The sequence below is a fragment of the Gammaproteobacteria bacterium genome (genome assembly GCA_019911805.1).
Classification (GTDB): domain Bacteria; phylum Pseudomonadota; class Gammaproteobacteria; order Thiohalobacterales; family Thiohalobacteraceae; genus JAHJQQ01.
The window spans coordinates 1-16884 of the sequence record JAIOJV010000064.1; the positions used below are offsets into that span (position 1 = coordinate 1).

General features: G+C 62.2%; 14 protein-coding genes and 1 CRISPR repeat array. Of the genes, 6 read left to right on the forward strand and 8 right to left on the reverse strand.

The features are described from left to right. Window positions 1-200: 200 nt before the first annotated feature. A CRISPR array of direct repeats spans window positions 201-767; the repeat unit is 36 nt; unit sequence GTTCCGGTCACAGCGCATATCCCGATGATGTAGACT. A gap of 70 nt (window positions 768-837) precedes the next feature. The 6 genes from cas2 to K8I04_07290 all read right to left on the reverse strand — a co-directional run bounded on the left by cas2 (window position 838) and on the right by K8I04_07290 (window position 7074). Continuing rightward, on the reverse strand, window positions 838-1164 hold the full coding sequence (gene cas2 / locus K8I04_07265) for a CRISPR-associated endonuclease Cas2 (GenBank protein ID MBZ0071510.1): 327 nt from the start codon (window positions 1162-1164) through the stop codon (window positions 838-840). 6 nt (window positions 1165-1170) lie between these two features. Further along, the gene (gene cas1 / locus K8I04_07270; protein MBZ0071511.1) at window positions 1171-2100 is read right to left on the reverse strand and encodes a type II CRISPR-associated endonuclease Cas1; all 930 of its coding nucleotides are present in this window, start codon (window positions 2098-2100) and stop codon (window positions 1171-1173) included. Window positions 2101-2105: 5 nt separating this feature from the next. Then, complete coding sequence (gene cas9 / locus K8I04_07275; GenBank protein MBZ0071512.1) at window positions 2106-5171, reverse strand: type II CRISPR RNA-guided endonuclease Cas9; 3066 nt, start codon at window positions 5169-5171, stop codon at window positions 2106-2108. A gap of 256 nt (window positions 5172-5427) precedes the next feature. Further along, window positions 5428-5745 (reverse strand): hypothetical protein, encoded by a 318-nt coding sequence (locus tag K8I04_07280; GenBank protein ID MBZ0071513.1) that lies wholly within the window; start codon window positions 5743-5745, stop codon window positions 5428-5430. A gap of 125 nt (window positions 5746-5870) precedes the next feature. Further along, window positions 5871-6182, reverse strand: a complete 312-nt coding sequence (locus tag K8I04_07285; GenBank protein MBZ0071514.1) for a hypothetical protein — start codon at window positions 6180-6182, stop codon at window positions 5871-5873. A 160-nt stretch (window positions 6183-6342) separates the two neighbouring features. Next, the gene (locus K8I04_07290; GenBank protein ID MBZ0071515.1) at window positions 6343-7074 is read right to left on the reverse strand and encodes a hypothetical protein; all 732 of its coding nucleotides are present in this window, start codon (window positions 7072-7074) and stop codon (window positions 6343-6345) included. 219 nt (window positions 7075-7293) lie between these two features. Here K8I04_07290 and K8I04_07295 point away from each other — a divergent pair, with 219 nt between their 5' ends. Further along, window positions 7294-8496 carry an NnrS family protein gene (locus K8I04_07295; GenBank protein ID MBZ0071516.1) on the forward strand — a complete coding sequence of 401 codons (1203 nt, stop codon included), beginning with the start codon at window positions 7294-7296 and terminating at the stop codon, window positions 8494-8496. Window positions 8497-8653: 157 nt separating this feature from the next. Here K8I04_07295 and K8I04_07300 read toward each other — a convergent pair whose 3' ends face one another. Next, window positions 8654-10375, reverse strand: a complete 1722-nt coding sequence (locus K8I04_07300) for a PAS domain S-box protein (protein MBZ0071517.1) — start codon at window positions 10373-10375, stop codon at window positions 8654-8656. Between the two features lie 208 nt (window positions 10376-10583). Here K8I04_07300 and K8I04_07305 point away from each other — a divergent pair, with 208 nt between their 5' ends. The 5 genes from K8I04_07305 to K8I04_07325 all read left to right on the forward strand — a co-directional run bounded on the left by K8I04_07305 (window position 10584) and on the right by K8I04_07325 (window position 15195). Continuing rightward, window positions 10584-10982: a glutaredoxin gene (locus tag K8I04_07305; protein ID MBZ0071518.1), complete on the forward strand. Its 399-nt coding sequence runs from the start codon at window positions 10584-10586 to the stop codon at window positions 10980-10982. A 125-nt stretch (window positions 10983-11107) separates the two neighbouring features. Beyond that, window positions 11108-12067: an ABC transporter ATP-binding protein gene (locus K8I04_07310; protein MBZ0071519.1), complete on the forward strand. Its 960-nt coding sequence runs from the start codon at window positions 11108-11110 to the stop codon at window positions 12065-12067. Beyond that, window positions 12067-12819, forward strand: a complete 753-nt coding sequence (locus K8I04_07315; protein ID MBZ0071520.1) for an ABC transporter permease subunit — start codon at window positions 12067-12069, stop codon at window positions 12817-12819. Before K8I04_07310 ends, K8I04_07315 begins: the two co-directional genes overlap by 1 nt. Before the next feature lie 6 nt (window positions 12820-12825). Beyond that, window positions 12826-14196: a GldG family protein gene (locus tag K8I04_07320; protein MBZ0071521.1), complete on the forward strand. Its 1371-nt coding sequence runs from the start codon at window positions 12826-12828 to the stop codon at window positions 14194-14196. Window positions 14197-14328: 132 nt separating this feature from the next. After that, the gene (locus K8I04_07325; GenBank protein ID MBZ0071522.1) at window positions 14329-15195 is read left to right on the forward strand and encodes a DUF4340 domain-containing protein; all 867 of its coding nucleotides are present in this window, start codon (window positions 14329-14331) and stop codon (window positions 15193-15195) included. Between the two features lie 124 nt (window positions 15196-15319). Here K8I04_07325 and K8I04_07330 read toward each other — a convergent pair whose 3' ends face one another. After that, the gene (locus tag K8I04_07330; protein MBZ0071523.1) at window positions 15320-16729 is read right to left on the reverse strand and encodes a dihydrolipoyl dehydrogenase; all 1410 of its coding nucleotides are present in this window, start codon (window positions 16727-16729) and stop codon (window positions 15320-15322) included. Between the last annotated feature and the right edge of the window lie 155 nt (window positions 16730-16884).

Sequence of the window (16884 nt, forward strand, 5' to 3'; positions counted from 1 at the left end):
AATCCGCACGCTGCGTTTGACGAGGCGGGGGCTGGAAACGTGGCATGGTCGAGATACTGTGACACTCGCCAACCGAAAGGGGCGAGCAACGGGGAATACAAACTTCGACCTGTACTGGCGCGCCAGCCCTCGACCCTACTAGTTGTCATTCCTAGAAAAATAAATCTGTCCCCATTTCCATAGACTTGGCCCTACCTCGGGTGGTTCCGGTCACAGCGCATATCCCGATGATGTAGACTAAACTATCAGCTCATGCGTGGGCTGCTGTCGTTCCGGTCACAGCGCATATCCCGATGATGTAGACTTCAGCAACTCATCGAGGAGCGCATATATGAGTTCCGGTCACAGCGCATATCCCGATGATGTAGACTGATACCTGCGCCGGCGCGGTGTTTCCCAAGGTTCCGGTCACAGCGCATATCCCGATGATGTAGACTGCGCTCTAGCTCGACCTAGGCGCGATCCGCGTTCCGGTCACAGCGCATATCCCGATGATGTAGACTGGCCCCGGCGAGCGCCGGCGCAACGTCTTGGTTCCGGTCACAGCGCATATCCCGATGATGTAGACTGGATGCGGCCAGCTTCGACCCGTCACCGGAGTTCCGGTCACAGCGCATATCCCGATGATGTAGACTATGGCCCCGAGGCAGGCACGACCTACACCGGTTCCGGTCACAGCGCATATCCCGATGATGTAGACTGGGCGCCGGCCTCGATGCGAGCGCGATCGAGTTCCGGTCACAGCGCATATCCCGATGATGTAGACTCCCAGTCACGGAACCCACTGATTCACCAGTGGGTTCCGTTCTTTTGACAGCATGAAAACTGGCCAGACGGCTAGAACAGGTCGAACTGGTCGGGGGATTTTTTTGCGGGTTTCCTGGCCTTCCCACAGTAGGAAATGATCCGTTCATATTGCTTGTCGGTGAAAGTCAGAATATTCACCCGCCCGCCCTCGGGCAAGGCGTTTTCCACGCGCTTGCAGTAGGTCTCGACCTGTGCTTGGCTGGTGCAGAAACGCATATATACGGAAAACTGAGTCATCTCGAACCCCATGTCCAACAGGGTGTTACGAAAGCCTGTTGCAGCCTTGCGTTCTGCCTTTTCGACCACTGGTAGGTCGAACATGACGGCGACCCACATCAGTCGGTATCCGCTGAGCATCGAAGGTCAGTCATCGGCCAAGCTGGCCGCCAGTGAGAGCGGCAGTCCCGGGAGCGGGAGATCAAGTTTGTCCCGCTCTCCTAGATAGACTTGAGCCAGTGAGACTGCGAGCCGCTGCATGCAGACCATAGCAGGCGTCGCGCCCGAGCAGGTCTGCATGTCATCGTACAAAGAGTGCACCAATGCGCGTTTGGTTTTGGGAGATACCTGAGACTCTCCCCTTTGGCGTAGCTGCCAGACGAGCAAATCGATCAAGGGGCGGAAGGGTTCCATTAAGTCATCAACCAGACGCATCGGGTTGCCCTCGTTACGGTGATGCAACCCCAACGTCGGGTGCAGCCCTGCGGCAACGACCGCGCGAGCCGTTGCAGCGCGCAGTACCGTGTATCCATAGTTGAGCAAGCCATTGAGTCCGCTGCCATTCTGGTCCCGGCGGAAGTCTTCGCCAAATAGCAGCCCCCAATAACGGCGTGCGCCTTGTGCCTCCAGGTTGTCCGGATCGCCGGAACGTACTTTGGTGACCAGGGCTGTGAGTGGGGCTGTGGTAGCGCCAGCCGCTCCGAGTGCAGCAGCCTGCTGTTGCAACTTCGACTTGACGATGTCGGCCCATAGGCGTTTATGCGTTGGTTTGTTAGCTGCCAATTGGGCATCGAACCGCTTGGCCTGCTGGAAATTACCATCGACTGGCCAAAGCATGCCAACCGTATTGTGGTTGGCCGCGCAGAGTACGAAAGGGGCACCGCGTTCAGCCAATGCGACCAGAAGGTTGTTGGAATAGCTCAGGCCATGTGCGTTGGCGATCACGGCCGTGATGTCGTCCAGAGGGATTTGTCCAAGTTCTTTGTGTTCTCCCTCGGTGTCCTGGACGACCATGAAGCCGCGAGACACGAACAGGTGCCTTCGATTATCAGCCACTTCGACGATGCGGCCGATCATGGTGGTCAGCCTCTGAAGCCGTAGTCGCGCAAATCGCCAATTTCCGAGACGATTATGCGGCGGCCTTGGGCTTTCTGAAGTGAGCCGGCATATTTGGATACATAGGAGAACGGGTCATTTTTGTCGCGATTGCGCGAGTCCACGTTGGTTTCATTGTGATCGCACATGGATATTTGTCCGTTCCCTTTGATAACCACCACTCGCATCGTTCGTTGGATGTCATTTATCTTGAGTCTTACGATATCGTCAATCATCAGCCGCATCACAAGAGGTTTTCCAGATTGGCTATACGATGGATCTCTGAGTTTCTTGAGACCAAGGTTCTCGCCGAATTGTCGTATGATCTGATATGCTTGAAATGTTGAAATGACATCGCCATTCCACTTGCCTTTTTCGTCACGCCATATCTCTATGCAGTAATTGCTTCCGCCGACGTATCCCTTATATGCTTTGGATTGTCCCTGTTCGTCCAGGCCGTGGCGTTTGGGGTCGTTTGTGCTGTTTATCGTTACCACGCTTTTGTATTTCGTTTCGCGCTGACGCGGGCCGCCATCATCGGGGCGGACGCGGCGAGAGACCATGCCATTTTCACGTAGGCCCCAGGCAGTTTCTTCGTGCATGGCGCCTTGGTAACCGTGGTCCGGTTTATGGCTGACGATAATGCTGCCCAGGGCTCGTTCAACGTGTTCACGATAGGTCGGCCAGGGGAACGGCATTTCTCCCACTAAGCGATCGAGCTGTTTCTCCCGGGCGCTGGCGCTGGTTGTGGCGAAGCGCTGCAACAACCCCTGATCGGTAATACCGACCACCGCTGCATCTAGGGCATGATGGCGGTGGTCATTGCGGTTCTTGAGGTCCGATCCGGACAGGAGGCTGTTCAGGCCGAATTTTCCGCGCAGCATGGCTGTCATGCGTCCCGGAATGGCACGAACCTGGTTGGGCGGACAGATCAAGGACAGATATTCCTTGGCGACCCTCGATAGATAAGCGGTGTCATTCAGAGCGCGAGCCAGGAAATCCTTATCCTCTTTGAGCCAGCGTTGGTATCCGTCAGGGGCGAACCGCTTGGCCTTTTCCTTCGACATCAGCGCCGCACGTTCCAAGATGGCCGTATAGTCGTAGCCTGGAATGGGCTTTTCGCCGAATGCCTGGTAAGGAGTACGATTGCCTTTATCACGATTTGCGCGGCGCAGTGTTACCGTTTTGTTGTTGAGGCTGTCGTCCAGGGTCATGGAGAAGGGCAGGATGTGCTCGATCTCAACCTCGTTGGAGAGGAGACACTCGATACTGATCTGCTCTCCCGTGTAGGGGCAGCGCCGGGCGGCGACATCCTTGGGGTTGAGTTCCACCCAGAGCTGCATCTTCTGCGAGAGTTCTCGGCGCTTGGCCTTGCCGAGATTGGCGGGTGTCAGTCCTAATGCTGAGCATGCCTCGGCGACCTGCTGTTCGTTCAGGTCTTGCCGTGCTTTCTGTTCTTTCTGAATCTCCCGTTTCTTTTCTCGGCTGAGCTTCAGTTCTCGGGCCACTTCCACGATGACTTCGCTGGGGTGCCCATAACGCTTGATGAGGGCGTTGACGACCTTACGCAGTTCGTTCAGGCCGATATGAATAGTCGGGTTGGCGATTTTCCCGAGGCGTTTCTCGGGCGGGTCATCCAGGTTACCAGTACCAAAACTGACGTGCCGTTGTAGCGGTTCACCGTAGTAGGGCAGGGTGTCGAATATTTCCCCGGTTTTCTGGGTATAGAAGAGTGCACTATGGCTATCGAATCCGGCACGTTTGGCAGCTTCTGAGTACACCACGACATCCTTGATCAGTTCCGGAAGAATTCGTCCCAGTGCCGCACGGCTTAGACTGCCATAGCCTTCAGGCAGGCTGCAGTTGGCTATGCGCTCGGCTGTAGCTTCATTTACCCCAGTGGTTTTTTGCAACCAGTCGATCAGTGCAGACTCGCTAGGGTCGTTAAGGAGTTTTTCGACAATTTCATCTTGCCTGATTAGTGGGTAGTCATTCCATGAGTTACCGAAATATTGATCCTTCGAAAGAATGTAAGTGGTTTTGTTGCCGTTGAGCCGGTCACGCTTGATGTCCTCCAGATTGAATTTAGTCGTGCCGGGCAGTTTGAGCGCCTTTAGTAATTTTGTGAAAGTAACATCGCCACGCTCCAACAGTTCCACAATGGTATTGCGTTGAGCCAGGGTTAGCTGTTGCTCACGTAGGTCGGATGTTAGCAATCGCAGATTGTTGAGTTCCTGGTAGATGCGGAATCGCTGTGTGCTGGGTAATGCAAGCGGTGCCCGTTCCTCATCTGGTAACAAGGTGCAGCGGCCCGGTTTGACGGGCCTGAGTGGTCGTTGGTGAAGCAGAATATCCTTGAATTCGTTACGGGCCGAGTCTGTGAAGAGCGCAGGGTTGAAGCCACTTTGTTGTTCCCATAGCGTATCGAACTCATGTTCAATCATGGCGCGGTCAGCGTAGAAGTCATACTTCTTATCTTTCTGGATTCTGCCGCGCAGTCGGGCGCGGACGCTCAGACCATATTCGTGGCGATTGGCTAGCCATTCGCCAAGCGTATGGCAGTTCTCCTGCTTCAGCTTGTCACGCAGGTCTTTGATAGCCTTCTTGAGTGTGCCGCTGTCATTGTCTTTTTTGTCTGTCTTTCGATTACTCAGGAATCCACGACGCTGGTTAATATGGAACAATGCGCGGGCGAATTCGGGGCCGGTAAGCGCTTGGTACAACCCTTTCTTACGCAGGATGTACGGGTCGAGCTTGGTTAGCTCTTTGCGGTACGTAGAGTCTTGAGGAAAGAAGCCCAATCGGATAAGGGCGGACAGTAAGCGTGCTTTGCGCTTCAGCAGGCGGTCGCGACGGCGGCGCATCTGGCGTGCCTGCCTGCGGGTGACGGCAAGTGAACTGCCATCCTTGGGGTTGCGTCCATCCGAGAAGATGCGCACTCCCATGCGTATGACGGCGACTGGCTCATCGGCTTGGTTCAGACGGATCATGCACCAGCCAATGGAGGTTGATCCGATATCGAGTCCCAGCCGGTAACGCATTTTTGGCAGCATTTGCCCTCCCGGTTGACTATTTCCTGGGGTAGAGCTTATCCTCGATAACACTACATCATCGGGATATGTGCTCTGACCGCTAACAAGCTGAAAGATGCACCAAATGTGAGGCCGCTATATGCGGCCTCTTTAGTATTTTCCGAAATGGATCTGTTTCGGATTGTTGGAAGTATCTTCACTATGTGGCTCTGTGGCTTTAAGCAGGAGCGCCGGCGTTGCCAGCGACCCTCTTGGTTTGGCCTGCTACGCAGAAGTGCTACGAAGTGGCCAAATGTTCCTGCTTTCTGATAGGAATAACATAGCTGCCAATATACTTCCGGTACTTGTCTGTGATTGCGTCCGTGATGCCAAAATCGAGGAACACTGCGCTTGTCGCGATTTTTGCGCCCATTTCGCTTTTGATGGCTCCGACGGCTTCGCGGCCATCTTCCGTTTTGCATTGATGCTGCAGTGCATCATCGGATTTTCTGACATAGATGGTTGCCGGGATTTCTGCCTTCCAAACGCCGCGTTTGTTTTCCACTGTGCATTCCCCATTGGGGCCATCGCTGAACGAGAAGGCGATGGGAGTCATGGCGTCTACAGTGAGTGTGGCGCATTCAGCGCTCACAATCAGTATTGCTGCAATAGCTTTTTTTTCATATTTTCTTTCTTATAGTTTATATAACACTTCGGCCGAAGGACTGAAGTGGGTTCCTCTCAAATCCTATCCAACACCCCCACAATCACCACATTCGCATTCGGCACCGTGAACACCAGGATGTCGTTCATACCCGTATCGTCCGCCACAATCGCGTAGCCGTCGGCGCTGAGGAAGCGCATCTGGCCGCCGGTGATCAGACCGGTCACGCTGAAGGTGCCGACGCCGTTCTGGGTGATGGTGCCTTCCCAGACGCCGGTGGCGTCGGCGGTCGCGACCGGCGTGGACGACGACGATCCACCGCCTCCGCAGCCGGCGAGCAGTGTAGACAGCAGCAGGACTGCACAGAGAACATATGCACGCTTGAACATAATCCCCCCTTGTTCTGACTATTTTGATTTTTGTCAGTATTGGCCGTTGTTCTTTTTTCACGGCTCGATCGGAGTGTGCCAGCCGTCGGGGGTGCCCGCAACTCGCCGAATGTTACAAATATGTGCTGACTCAGAGAGGCGCCCGTGCCAGTCGTTCTCTTTACGTCCGGTCCAGTGTCCGCACGATCGCGCGGCCCGGGTTCGATACCATGAATATCAAACGGCCGTTCGTCTGGTTCGTGTCCTGCAACGTGGCGTGGCCGGCGTAGTGGCCGTCGGCGGTGCCGCAGGAGGAGGTGGTGAGGCGGATGCAGTAGAGGTTCACGGCCGGGTCGATGATGTCCACTTGACCGCTGTAGATGCAGCCGCTGGTATCGGAGCCATGAATGGCGCCGGTCGAATCGATGGCGAGGCCCAGGCTCCCGCTGCCGTCGGTGACGAACCAGTTACCGCCGATGGTGGGCAATGATGCGCCGCGGGTGGTTAGAGTATCGTAGCGCAGGCTGAGGGTGCCGCTGCCGCTGTCGGAGGTGGTGAACGATCCATTGATCCAACTCCGCGTGGACACCGTTGCGCTGAGCGTGCCGGAGGCGGCAGCGATGGCATTCGCGTAATGGGTGGTCGAGGCGTTGAGGCCGTCGTGTGACATCGCATAGGTGCCGCCGATGACGGGTCCATCGGTGAGACTGAACACGTGCAGCTGTCCGGTGATCAGCAGACCGGTCACGGCGACGCTGCCGACGCCCGTCTCGGTGACCGTGCCCTGCCAGACACCGGTGGCGTCGGTCCAGAAGTCATCGTCGTCGGACGAGAACCAGAACTCGAGCCGGCAGCCGCCGAGCAGGGTGGCCAGCAGCAGGACGGCACCCAGGAAGACTTTGTGTTCGGACATGATGCCGGATGCCTCACTGCGGTAACCCGGCGTGTCGCAGACATGCCGGGGGAAATATGGTGTATTACGGGCTGGGATGTCACTCGACCCGCGAGTGCTGACCGGTCATGGCGCAGCGGACCCCCATCATCGAGCGCCTCCAAGTGTAGCAGCCGCCTCCGGCCGGCCGTGCGGATGCGGTACCCTATGGGGCAAGCCCACCCTTAACCGAATGCCGCCGTGCCGGATACCACCGCAGACCGACCTACACCCCGCCGCGTACGCAAACCCAAGCCTGCCAGCCCCGACCGCTGGCTGTTCCCGCTGGCGGCGCTGTTCGCGGCTGCGACAGTGCCGCTGTGGCTGGTGTTGCGCGAGGGTGGGCTGGCGTATGCGACCTGGCACGGTCACGAGCTGCTGTTCGGTTATGCGCTGGCCGTCGCGGCCGGTTTCCTGGTGACGCGGGCGGGACCGGTGGGCACGGGGCTGCTGCTGGCGAGCTGGCTCGCCGCGCGGCTGGCGGCGGCGATCCCGGATGGGCTGCTGAGCGTGCTCGCGGGACTGAGCTTTCCGGCGATGGTGCTGGCCCTGGCCGCACCGCCGCTGTGGCGCGGGGCCAAGCGCTGGGAGAACCGCATCGTGCCGCTGCTGCTGACGGCACTGCTGGCCCTGGACGCGCTCTGGTGGCTGGGCGCGCTGCGGCTGGATACGCCCCTGGGCCCGGAGTTGCAGGGGCGCGCCCTGCTGGCCACGCTGGATCTGTTCGCACTGCTGATGCTGATCATCGGCGGGCGGGTGCTGCCGGCGGCCATGGGTGGTTATCTGGAGCGGCGCGGCATCGCGCGCCGCGATCATGTGCGCCGCGGCTACGAGCTGCCGCTGGCCGGGTTGATACTGGCAGCGGTGCTGCTCGATCTGGCCGGGCTGGGCGCGGCGGCCGGGATGTTCTGCCTGGCGGTCGCCGCCGTCACGCTGGTGCGCGTGTCGGCCTGGCAGTTGCATCATGCCCGCGGGCGCGCCGAGCTGTGGACGCTGGCATTGGGCTATCTGTGGCTGATTCCGGCGCTGACGCTGAAGGGGCTGGCCCAGGTCGGGGTGCTGGCGTCGCTGCCGCATGCGCTGCATGGCCTGACGGTGGGCGCGCTCGGCACGCTGACCCTGGTGATGATGGGCCGTACCGCCGCGCTGCGGGTGCGGCGGCCGTTCGGCGCCTTCCGCGACATCATCGCCGCTGCCCTGCTGCTCGGTGTCGCCGCCGTGTTGCGCCTCGTCGCGGCACCCGCACTGGCCGGCCGCGAGACCCTGCTGTGGCTCGCTGCGCTGGCCTGGTCGGTCGCGTTCCTGATTCTGCTGCTGCGACTGGTGCGGGTGTATCACTTCGGTGGCCAAAAGGGTGGGATCGCCACGAAATCCACGCAAGGGAGTGAGGGGCCATCCGCGTAGAACGCGTCAGGCTGCGCCTTGATGCATTCTGCCGGGTATACATGGCCACGGAAGCACACGGACTGCAGGAACTCGCCATGTCACCACCTTCCATGACTTTCCGCGTGCTTCCGTGACAAATGGTTTTCCATATCGATCGAACATACTTCCGAACCTGTTACACCATGGGCGCGGCGTCACCCGGCGTATAGATATGGATGCCGTTGCCGCTGGCCTTCTTGGCCACGTAGCACGCTGAGTCGGCCCGGGAGAGGGTCTCGGTGACGCTGCGACCCGACCGGATCTGCAGAATGCCGATACTGATACCGATCCGGAACTGCCGTGAGCGCCAGTGAAACAGGAAGTTCCGCAGGTTCTTCTGGATCTTCGCCGCCACGTTCACCGCGCTGCTCACGGAACAGTATTCCATCAGGATGCCGAACTCGTCGCCGCCCAGACGCGCGAGGGTGTCGCGGGAGCGCATCCGCCCCTGCAGCAGGGCGGCGACCTGGCGCAGCAGTTCGTCGCCGGCGATGTGCCCGCAGGTGTCGTTGATGATCTTGAACTGGTCGAGATCGAGAAAGCACAGTACATGACCGATGTCCCGTTCGCTCGGCCGGGCCAGCACGCGCTGCAGCCGCCGCTCGAATTCGCGGCGGTTGATGAGATTGGTGAGGGTGTCGTGTGCCGCCTGGTAGGCAAGCTGGTTCTCGAGCTTGCGCCGCTCGGTGATGTCGCGGCCGACCACCAGCAGGCGCTGCCCGTCGACGCCGCAGTCCAGCGTGGCGCGCTGCTGCAGCCAGAGGCCGGAGCCGTCTTTGCGGACGCCCCGGTACTCGATGCCCTCGTCCGCGCCGGCGCCGGTGAGGCGCGATTCGATGTGCCGGAACGCGGCGTGCTGATCCTCGGGGTGGACGATCCTGGAGATCGATTCGCCGATCAGCTCGTCCCGCTCGTAGCCGAGCATGGCCGCGCCGGTGCGGTTGAGCGACAGGATCTCGCCCGCGCGGTTGATGGTGGCGTAGAGGTCGGGCGCATGTTCGTAGAGCGCCTGATAGCGGGCCTCACTGGTCTTGAGCGCGGCCTCCGCCTCGACGGTGTCGGTGATGTTCCTGAAGATCCCGCGGGTGGAGATCGTCATACCGTCCCGGACGATCGAGCCGCAATCGCCGGACAGATACACCGGCTCACCGGTCCTGGTGATGAATTTGAAGGTGATGCACGTCAGCGTCTCGCCCTCGAGCAGACGGCGGAAGCGGTCCTGGCAGCAGTCCAGGCTGTCAGGATGCAGCACGTCGACGAGGCTGAGCGACCGGACTTCCTCCTCCGTGTAGCCGAGGGCCTCGCGCCAGGCGCGGTTGGTATAGAGGAAGCTACCGTCCGGCGCGCTGCACTGGATCAGATCGCTGGTGTTGTCGAAGACGTCCAGATAGCGCTCTTGGCTGCGCCGCAGCAACTCCTCCGCCAGCTTGCGCTCGGTGACGACATCGAACATGGCGACGAAGTGATCGGGTGCCGGGCTGTAGGCCGATACGGACAGCCAGGTCGTCAGCGATTTGAGGTAGATCTCGAACTTCTCCGACTCGTCGCCGCGGGCGATACGGCCCAGGATCTCGAACAGCCGGGGGTCGGTCGCGTCGATGCCGGGTACCAGTTCCGTCGCGCGCCGGCCGACGACGTCCCGCAGCTTGGTTTGCCGCTCGAAGGCCGGGTTGACGTAGAGAAAGCGGAAATCACAGGGCCGCCCGCCGTCGAACAGCATCCTGCAATAGGCCGCGCCGTTGAGCAGGTGCTCGAAGACGGCGTGGTAGGTGTCGCGGTCGAAGGGTGTGGCGCGGCCCGCCGGTGACAGGTATCCGCCGCATCCGGACGTTCCATTTTCCGAATCGCCATTCGACATGGCCTTCAATCTCCTGCACGTGCCAGGCTCGGGACGTGTGGGCTGGCTGTGACACGATCGCCTGCAGAGAGTCTGGCAGCCAAAAGCGGCATATGCAATGCAGTTTTTGTGGGCACCTCTCCAAACCTTTCATCCGCGGCGTCGCTCTGCCAGAATGACACGTTCCGCGCCCCGCAGTGCGCCCAGCCCTGACACACCCACGAGTCGCATGAAAACCCTCATCCGCCTGTTCTTCAAGACCCTGCGTATTGTGCTCGGCCCGTTCATTCTGCTGCGGGAGAGCCTTACCAGGCCCAAGGGCGTCGTGCGCAGCGCCGCGGCGCAGGCGCGCGTGGAGGCGGCGAGCCGCGATCTGGTGCTCTATCAGTTCCGGACCTGTCCATTCTGCGTGAAGGTGCGCCGCACCCTGGCCGCGCTGTCGCTGCCGATCGAGCTCCGCGACGCCCAGCACGATCCGGTCGCCCGCCGCGAACTGGAGGAGGGCGGTGGCAAGGTCCAGGTGCCCTGCCTGCGCATCGCTGCCGCCGACGGCAGCCACACCTGGCTGTACGAGTCGGATGCCGTCAATCAGCATCTGACCGAGTTCGCCGCACGCTTTGACGCCTAGGCCGTGGGAACTCGCGCGCCGCGGCCGCAGTCGAAGGGCTGCGACTTGAGCGTGGGCACGCTTGCACTATAATCCGCCCGCAGGCACAGGCCGCCCGTCAATCACCCAGGTTGATCAAGAAGAATATGGCCACGGAAACCCTGATCGACGCCCGGCAGCTCTACCGCTACTACGGTCCCACCTGCGTGGTGCAGGACGTCAGCTTTCAGCTCGCCAAGGGCGATGTACTCGGCTTTCTCGGCCCGAACGGCGCCGGCAAGTCGACCACCATGCAGATGCTCACCGGCAATCTCGCGCCGAGTGCCGGCGCGATCCGGGTGCGCGGCATCGATCTGCTCGATGAGCCCAAGCGCGCCAAGCGCGAACTCGGCTACCTGCCCGAGCAGCCGCCGCTGTACCGCGAGCACACTGTCGATGAATTCCTGCTCTACTGCGGCCGTCTGCACCGCGTGCCGCGCGCGCGCCTGCGTCAGGCGCTGGCCCAGGCCAAGGAGCGCTGCGGCCTGGAGGCGGTCGGCCGGCGCCTGATCGGTAACCTGTCCAAGGGCTATCAGCAGCGCGTCGGCATCGCCCAGGCGATCCTGCACAACCCGGCGGTGGTGATCCTCGACGAGCCGACGGTCGGCCTCGATCCCATCCAGATCCGCGAGATCCGCCACCTCATCCGCGAACTCGGCAACGACCACGGCATCATCCTGTCCACGCACATCCTTCCGGAGGTGCAGGGGGTCTGTAACCGCGTGCAGATCATCAACCGCGGCCGGCTGGTGTTCGCCGATACCATGAGCGGCCTGGAGAAGCACCTGCACTCGCAGCATCTGATCGTGCAGCTGCGCACCCCGCCGGCACCGGACGTACTGCTGCAGATCCCCGGGGTCGCCGCGCTGGAATCTCTCGACGATGGCCGCCTGCGCCTGCGCTACGAGGGTGACAGCCCGGCCGCGGCACTGGCTGAGGCGGCGGTGACGCGCGGCTGGGGACTGGAGGCGCTGATCCCCGAGCGCCGCACCCTGGAGCAGATCTTCATCGAGCTGACCATGCAGGACGCAGCCGCCGAGGCGCTTGTCGAAAGGGAGGCCGCCTGATGATCGGACACATCGCCGCACGCGAACTGAAGGCGCTGTTCCTGTCGCCGCTCGCCTGGGCCATCCTGGCGGTGGTGCAGTTCATCCTCGCCTATCTGTTCCTGGCGCAGATCGACACGTACATGATGTTCGCCCCGCGCCTCGCGGGCATGGCGGATGCGCCGGGTGTCACCGATGTCATCATCGCACCGTTGTTCGGCAACGCCGCCGTGGTGCTGCTGCTGGTCGCGCCGCTGATCACCATGCGCGTGCTCAGCGAGGAGCGGCGCAGCCGCACGCTCAGCCTGCTGATGTCGGCGCCGGTCTCCATGACCGAGATCATCCTGGGAAAATACCTCGGTGTGCTCGGCTTCTTCACCGTGCTGCTGCTCATGCTGGCGGGCATGGCGCTGTCGCTCGCTGCCGGTACCGAACTCGATCTCGGCAAGCTCGCCAGCGGCCTGCTGGGCCTGGTGCTGGTGGTGGGCGCGTTCTCCGCCGCCGGCCTGTACATGTCCAGCCTGACCGAACAGCCGACCATCGCCGCCGTGAGCAGCTTCGGTCTGCTGCTGCTCCTGTGGATCATCAACTGGGCCGGCGGCTCCGGCGAGCAGGTCAGCGGCCTGTTCGCCTACCTGTCGCTGGTACAGCACTACGATTCGCTGCTCAAGGGCCTGTTCAACAGCACGGACGTGATCTACTACCTGCTGTTCATCCTGACCTTCCTGGTGCTGAGCATCCAACGCCTCGACGCCAACCGCCTGTCGCACTGAGCCCCTATGGACGTCAACCGCAAAACGACCTTCGGACTGCGCCTGCAGCGCTACGGCTTCACCATCCTGTTCCTGGTCGCGATGGGTCTGCTGGCCTGGCTGAGCACCCAGTACGTGCGGCAGTCCGATTGGACCGCCGGCGGGCGCAACAGTCTGGCCGCGGACAGCGTGAAGCTGCTGGCGACCCTGGACGGACCGGTGCAGATCACGGCGTTCGCGCGCGACAATCAGGCGCTGCGCGGCCAGATCCGCGATCTGATCGCGCGCTATCAGCGCAGCAAACCTGACGTCGCGCTCGACTTCGTCAATCCGGACGTCGAGCCCGAGCGCGTGCGCGAACTCGGCATCACCCTCGACGGTGAGCTGCGTATCGCCTATCAGGGTCGTAGCGAGCGCGTGCAGGAGCTGACCGAACAGGCCATCACCAACGCCCTGCTGCGCACCGCGCGCGAGGGTGAGCGTTGGATCGCCTTCCTCGGCGGTCACGGCGAGCGCAACCCGCAGGGCCAGGCCAACCACGACCTGGGCAACTTCGGTGCCGAGCTGGGGCGCAAGGGTCTGAAAACCCAGGTGCTGAACCTCGCCCAGGACCCGCAGATCCCCGCCAACGTCAGCCTGCTGGTGATCGCCAGCCCGCAGGTGGCGCTGCTGCCGGGCGAGATCGGGCTGCTGCGCGACTATCTCGAACGCGGTGGCAATCTGCTGTGGCTGTCCGATCCCGGCGAGTCGGCCGGCATGGAGCCGATCGCCGAACTGCTCGGTATCGAGTTCCTGCCCGGCGTGATCGTCGACGCGACCACGCAGATGTTCGGCATTCAGAATCCCGACTTCGTGCTGGTGCCGGAGTACCCGCCGCATCCGGTCACCCGCGAATTACGTACCCTGACGCTGTTCCCGCGCAGCGCCGCGCTGGAGTGGCATCACAGCGACGACTGGCAGGGCGAGCCGATCCTGTCGTCGCTGGAGCGCGCCTGGACCGAGCTGAGCCCGCTGACCGGTGAGCTGCGCTTCGATGCCGACAGCGACGAGCGGGCCGGCCCGCTGGACATCGGCTTCGCCCTGACCCGGCAGGTCGACGTCGACACGGCCACCGAGGCCAAGACCCGCGAGCAGCGTGTGATCGTGGTCGGGGATGGCGATTTCCTGTCGAATGCCTTCCTCGGCAACGGCGGCAACCTGGATCTGGGCCTGAACATGGTGCACTGGCTCAGCCACGACGACGACTTCATCGCCATCCGTGCCAAGGCCGCACCCGATCAGACGCTGACGCTGTCGCAGGCCGCGCAGGCCGCCATCGGTTTCGGCTTTCTGTTCGTACTGCCGGGCGCGCTGCTGGGTGCGGGCATGTTCATCTGGCTACGACGGCGCAAGCGCTGAGGGTGGCTGCATGGATTCGAAAACCGTACTGGCCACGGAAACACACGGAAAGACACGGAAGATGGCGAGATGCCGGGTTTCCGCATTCCGTGCCTTTCCGTGTGTTTCCGTGGCTGGCAATGGAGTTGCGGTATGAGCCGGCGCCTCCTGCTCAACCTGCTCATGCTGATCGCCGTGCTGGCACTGATCGCGGTGGTGTATTTCGAGCCGGGCATCGAGGTGCCGGAGACACCGGCGGCGCTCACCGCGCTCGATGACACCACGGTCACGCATATCCGTATCGAGCGGGCGGGCGATGTATTGGAGCTGGAACGCCGCGACGGGCGCTGGTGGGTATTGGGCGCGCCCGAGCTGCCCGCCGATCCGCTGCAGGTCGACAACCTGCTGCGTATGATCGCCGCCACACCGCGGCGCAGCTACACCGCCGCCGAGGTGGATCTGAAGCAACTCGAACTCGATCCGGCACCGGTGACGGTGCACTTCGACGACCTCGCGATCAAGGTCGGCGGCACCGATCCGCTGGAGGGCCTGCGCTACGTGCAGGTCGGCGACCGCGTGGCGCTGATCCCGGACAAGTACCAGAACACCCTGCAGGGCAAGCGCGCCCAGCTCGCCAGCCGCCGACTGTTGCCCGAGGGCGCCGACATCGTCGCGCTGAGCCTGCCCGAGCGGCACCTGCACAAGCGCGGCGACGGTGGCTGGGATATCGACCCGCCGCTGGAGGGTATCTCCGCCGACGCGGTGCCGCAGCTGCTGCAGGCCTGGCAGCATGCCAGCGCCCTGTGGGTGAGCGCCTATGTCCCGGGCGAGGGCACTACGCCCGTGAATGTGGAACTGGCCGACGGCACGACCATCGCCTTCGAGCTGCGCCGCAGCGACCGCGGTGTGGAACTCGCGCGCGCCGATCTGCAGCTGCAGTACAACCTGCCCGAGGCCACGGCGCGATCGCTGCTCGAACTCGAGCGGCCGGAGCTAGAGCCGGAAAACGGGGAAAACTAGCCACGGACGACACGGATAAGTGTCATTGCAACCGGATCGTACTGAAAGTCAGTCGCGGCCCGATTCGGTGTGCCGGTGCTGACCCGAATACGTGTTTTGTCCGTGTCGTCCGTGTTTTCCGTGGCTAGGCGTTTTGAAGCACTTTCAGCTCCAGCGGCGTCTCGCTCTCGAGCCCGAGTTTGCGGCGCAGGTCGTAGAGCGCACCCTGCACACCTTCTTCGATGGTCGGATGATAGAAGGGCATCCGCAGCAGATCGGCGACGGTCAGGTCCTGCTGGATGCACCAGGTCAGCAGGTGGCCGAGGTTCTCGCCCTTGGGCGCGATCATGGCGGCACCGAGCAGCCGACCGTCGGATTTGCGCGCGTACAGACGCAGCAGGCCCTTGTTCTTCGCCATGATGAGCGCGCGGCCCAGTGGCCCGAATTTCATCGCACCGATCTCGATGTCGTCAGGATCGAGCTCGTCGAGCGCGGCGCCGACGGCGACGATGTTCGGGTCGCAGAAGGTGATGCTGAACGGCACCTTGCGTTTGAAGCGTACGGGCGTGTCATGGCTGGCGTTGTAGCCGGCCATGCGTGCTTCCAGATTGGCCTCGTGCAGGATCGGCCGCTCGCCAGTGACATCGCCGGCGATGAACAGCGGCGTGGCGCCGATCTGCATCGTGTGTGGATCGAAGTCGGGCACACCGCGCGCGTTCAGACGCACACCGATGTCCTCCAGTCCCAGGCCGGCCAGGTTCGGCCGCCGGCCGATCGAGGCCAGCACCTTGTCGACCACGACGCTGTTGTCGCCGGCCGTGACGCGCAACCGGCCGTCGGACGCCTCACTGATCTCCGCCGCGTGACCCAGCCACAGCGGGAATTCCTTGCCGATGATCTCGACGGCCTGCGCGTTCACCTCCGGGTCGCGCAGTCCACCGATGGTCGTCAGCTGATCGATGCCGGTGACCTTCACGCCCAGGCGCTGCAGCGTCTGGCCGAGTTCCAGGCCGATCACGCCCAGGCCGATCACCGCCATGCTCTCCGGGAGGTCCTCGAGCTCGAAGAAGGTATCGGTGGTGACGATGCGGTCGCCGAAGGCCTCCCAGGCTCGCGGAACCGTCGGCGTGGAGCCTGTGGCGATGATGACCTTTTTTGCGCGGATGCGTGTGTCGCCGGCCTCCAGCAGGGTCGGCTCCAGGAAGCGGACATTGGCCTCAATGAATTCGTCTCCCATCTGGTCGATGCTGCTCGACAGCACCTGATCGACGAACACGTCACGCAGGTCGCGCACATGCTCGAGCGCTGCGGGGGTGTCGGCCGCCAGCGCATCGCCACCGGTGATGCCCTCACGCTCGAACACCGTGCGCCGGTGCAGGTCTTCCGCCACCTGGATGGCGACCTTGGAGGGCATGCAGCCGACGCGCGCGCAGGTCGTGCCCAGCTCACCGCCGTCGATCAGGACGAAGCTGTCGGTATAGCGGCGGACGGTGGAGGTGGCGGTAAGTCCGGCGCTGCCGGCGCCGATGATGGCGACATCAACCTTGCGTTCCATGGATAGTGGCCTCTGAGTGTGCGTGTTGTTTTCGGGCGTCTTGGTGGCTCACGGCAAACTGCCCGCATTGTACCAGCCGCCCGCCACCGAGTTGCCGCACGCCCCGGGCGGGTTTTGTGCCAACAATCCGCTTCATGGTACAACCGCCCCCAAAT

Coding starts and splice junctions, on each gene's coding strand:
- K8I04_07290 (MBZ0071515.1), bottom strand. CDS start 7,074: ATGTCCGAACACAAAGTCTTCCTGGGTGCCGTCCTGCTGCTGGCCACC.
- K8I04_07325 (MBZ0071522.1), top strand. CDS start 14,329: ATGAGCCGGCGCCTCCTGCTCAACCTGCTCATGCTGATCGCCGTGCTG.
- cas2 (MBZ0071510.1), bottom strand. CDS start 1,164: ATGCTCAGCGGATACCGACTGATGTGGGTCGCCGTCATGTTCGACCTA.
- K8I04_07285 (MBZ0071514.1), bottom strand. CDS start 6,182: ATGTTCAAGCGTGCATATGTTCTCTGTGCAGTCCTGCTGCTGTCTACA.
- K8I04_07300 (MBZ0071517.1), bottom strand. CDS start 10,375: ATGTCGAATGGCGATTCGGAAAATGGAACGTCCGGATGCGGCGGATAC.
- K8I04_07305 (MBZ0071518.1), top strand. CDS start 10,584: ATGAAAACCCTCATCCGCCTGTTCTTCAAGACCCTGCGTATTGTGCTC.
- K8I04_07320 (MBZ0071521.1), top strand. CDS start 12,826: ATGGACGTCAACCGCAAAACGACCTTCGGACTGCGCCTGCAGCGCTAC.
- K8I04_07330 (MBZ0071523.1), bottom strand. CDS start 16,729: ATGGAACGCAAGGTTGATGTCGCCATCATCGGCGCCGGCAGCGCCGGA.
- cas9 (MBZ0071512.1), bottom strand. CDS start 5,171: ATGCTGCCAAAAATGCGTTACCGGCTGGGACTCGATATCGGATCAACC.
- K8I04_07280 (MBZ0071513.1), bottom strand. CDS start 5,745: ATGACTCCCATCGCCTTCTCGTTCAGCGATGGCCCCAATGGGGAATGC.
- K8I04_07315 (MBZ0071520.1), top strand. CDS start 12,067: ATGATCGGACACATCGCCGCACGCGAACTGAAGGCGCTGTTCCTGTCG.
- cas1 (MBZ0071511.1), bottom strand. CDS start 2,100: ATGATCGGCCGCATCGTCGAAGTGGCTGATAATCGAAGGCACCTGTTC.
- K8I04_07310 (MBZ0071519.1), top strand. CDS start 11,108: ATGGCCACGGAAACCCTGATCGACGCCCGGCAGCTCTACCGCTACTAC.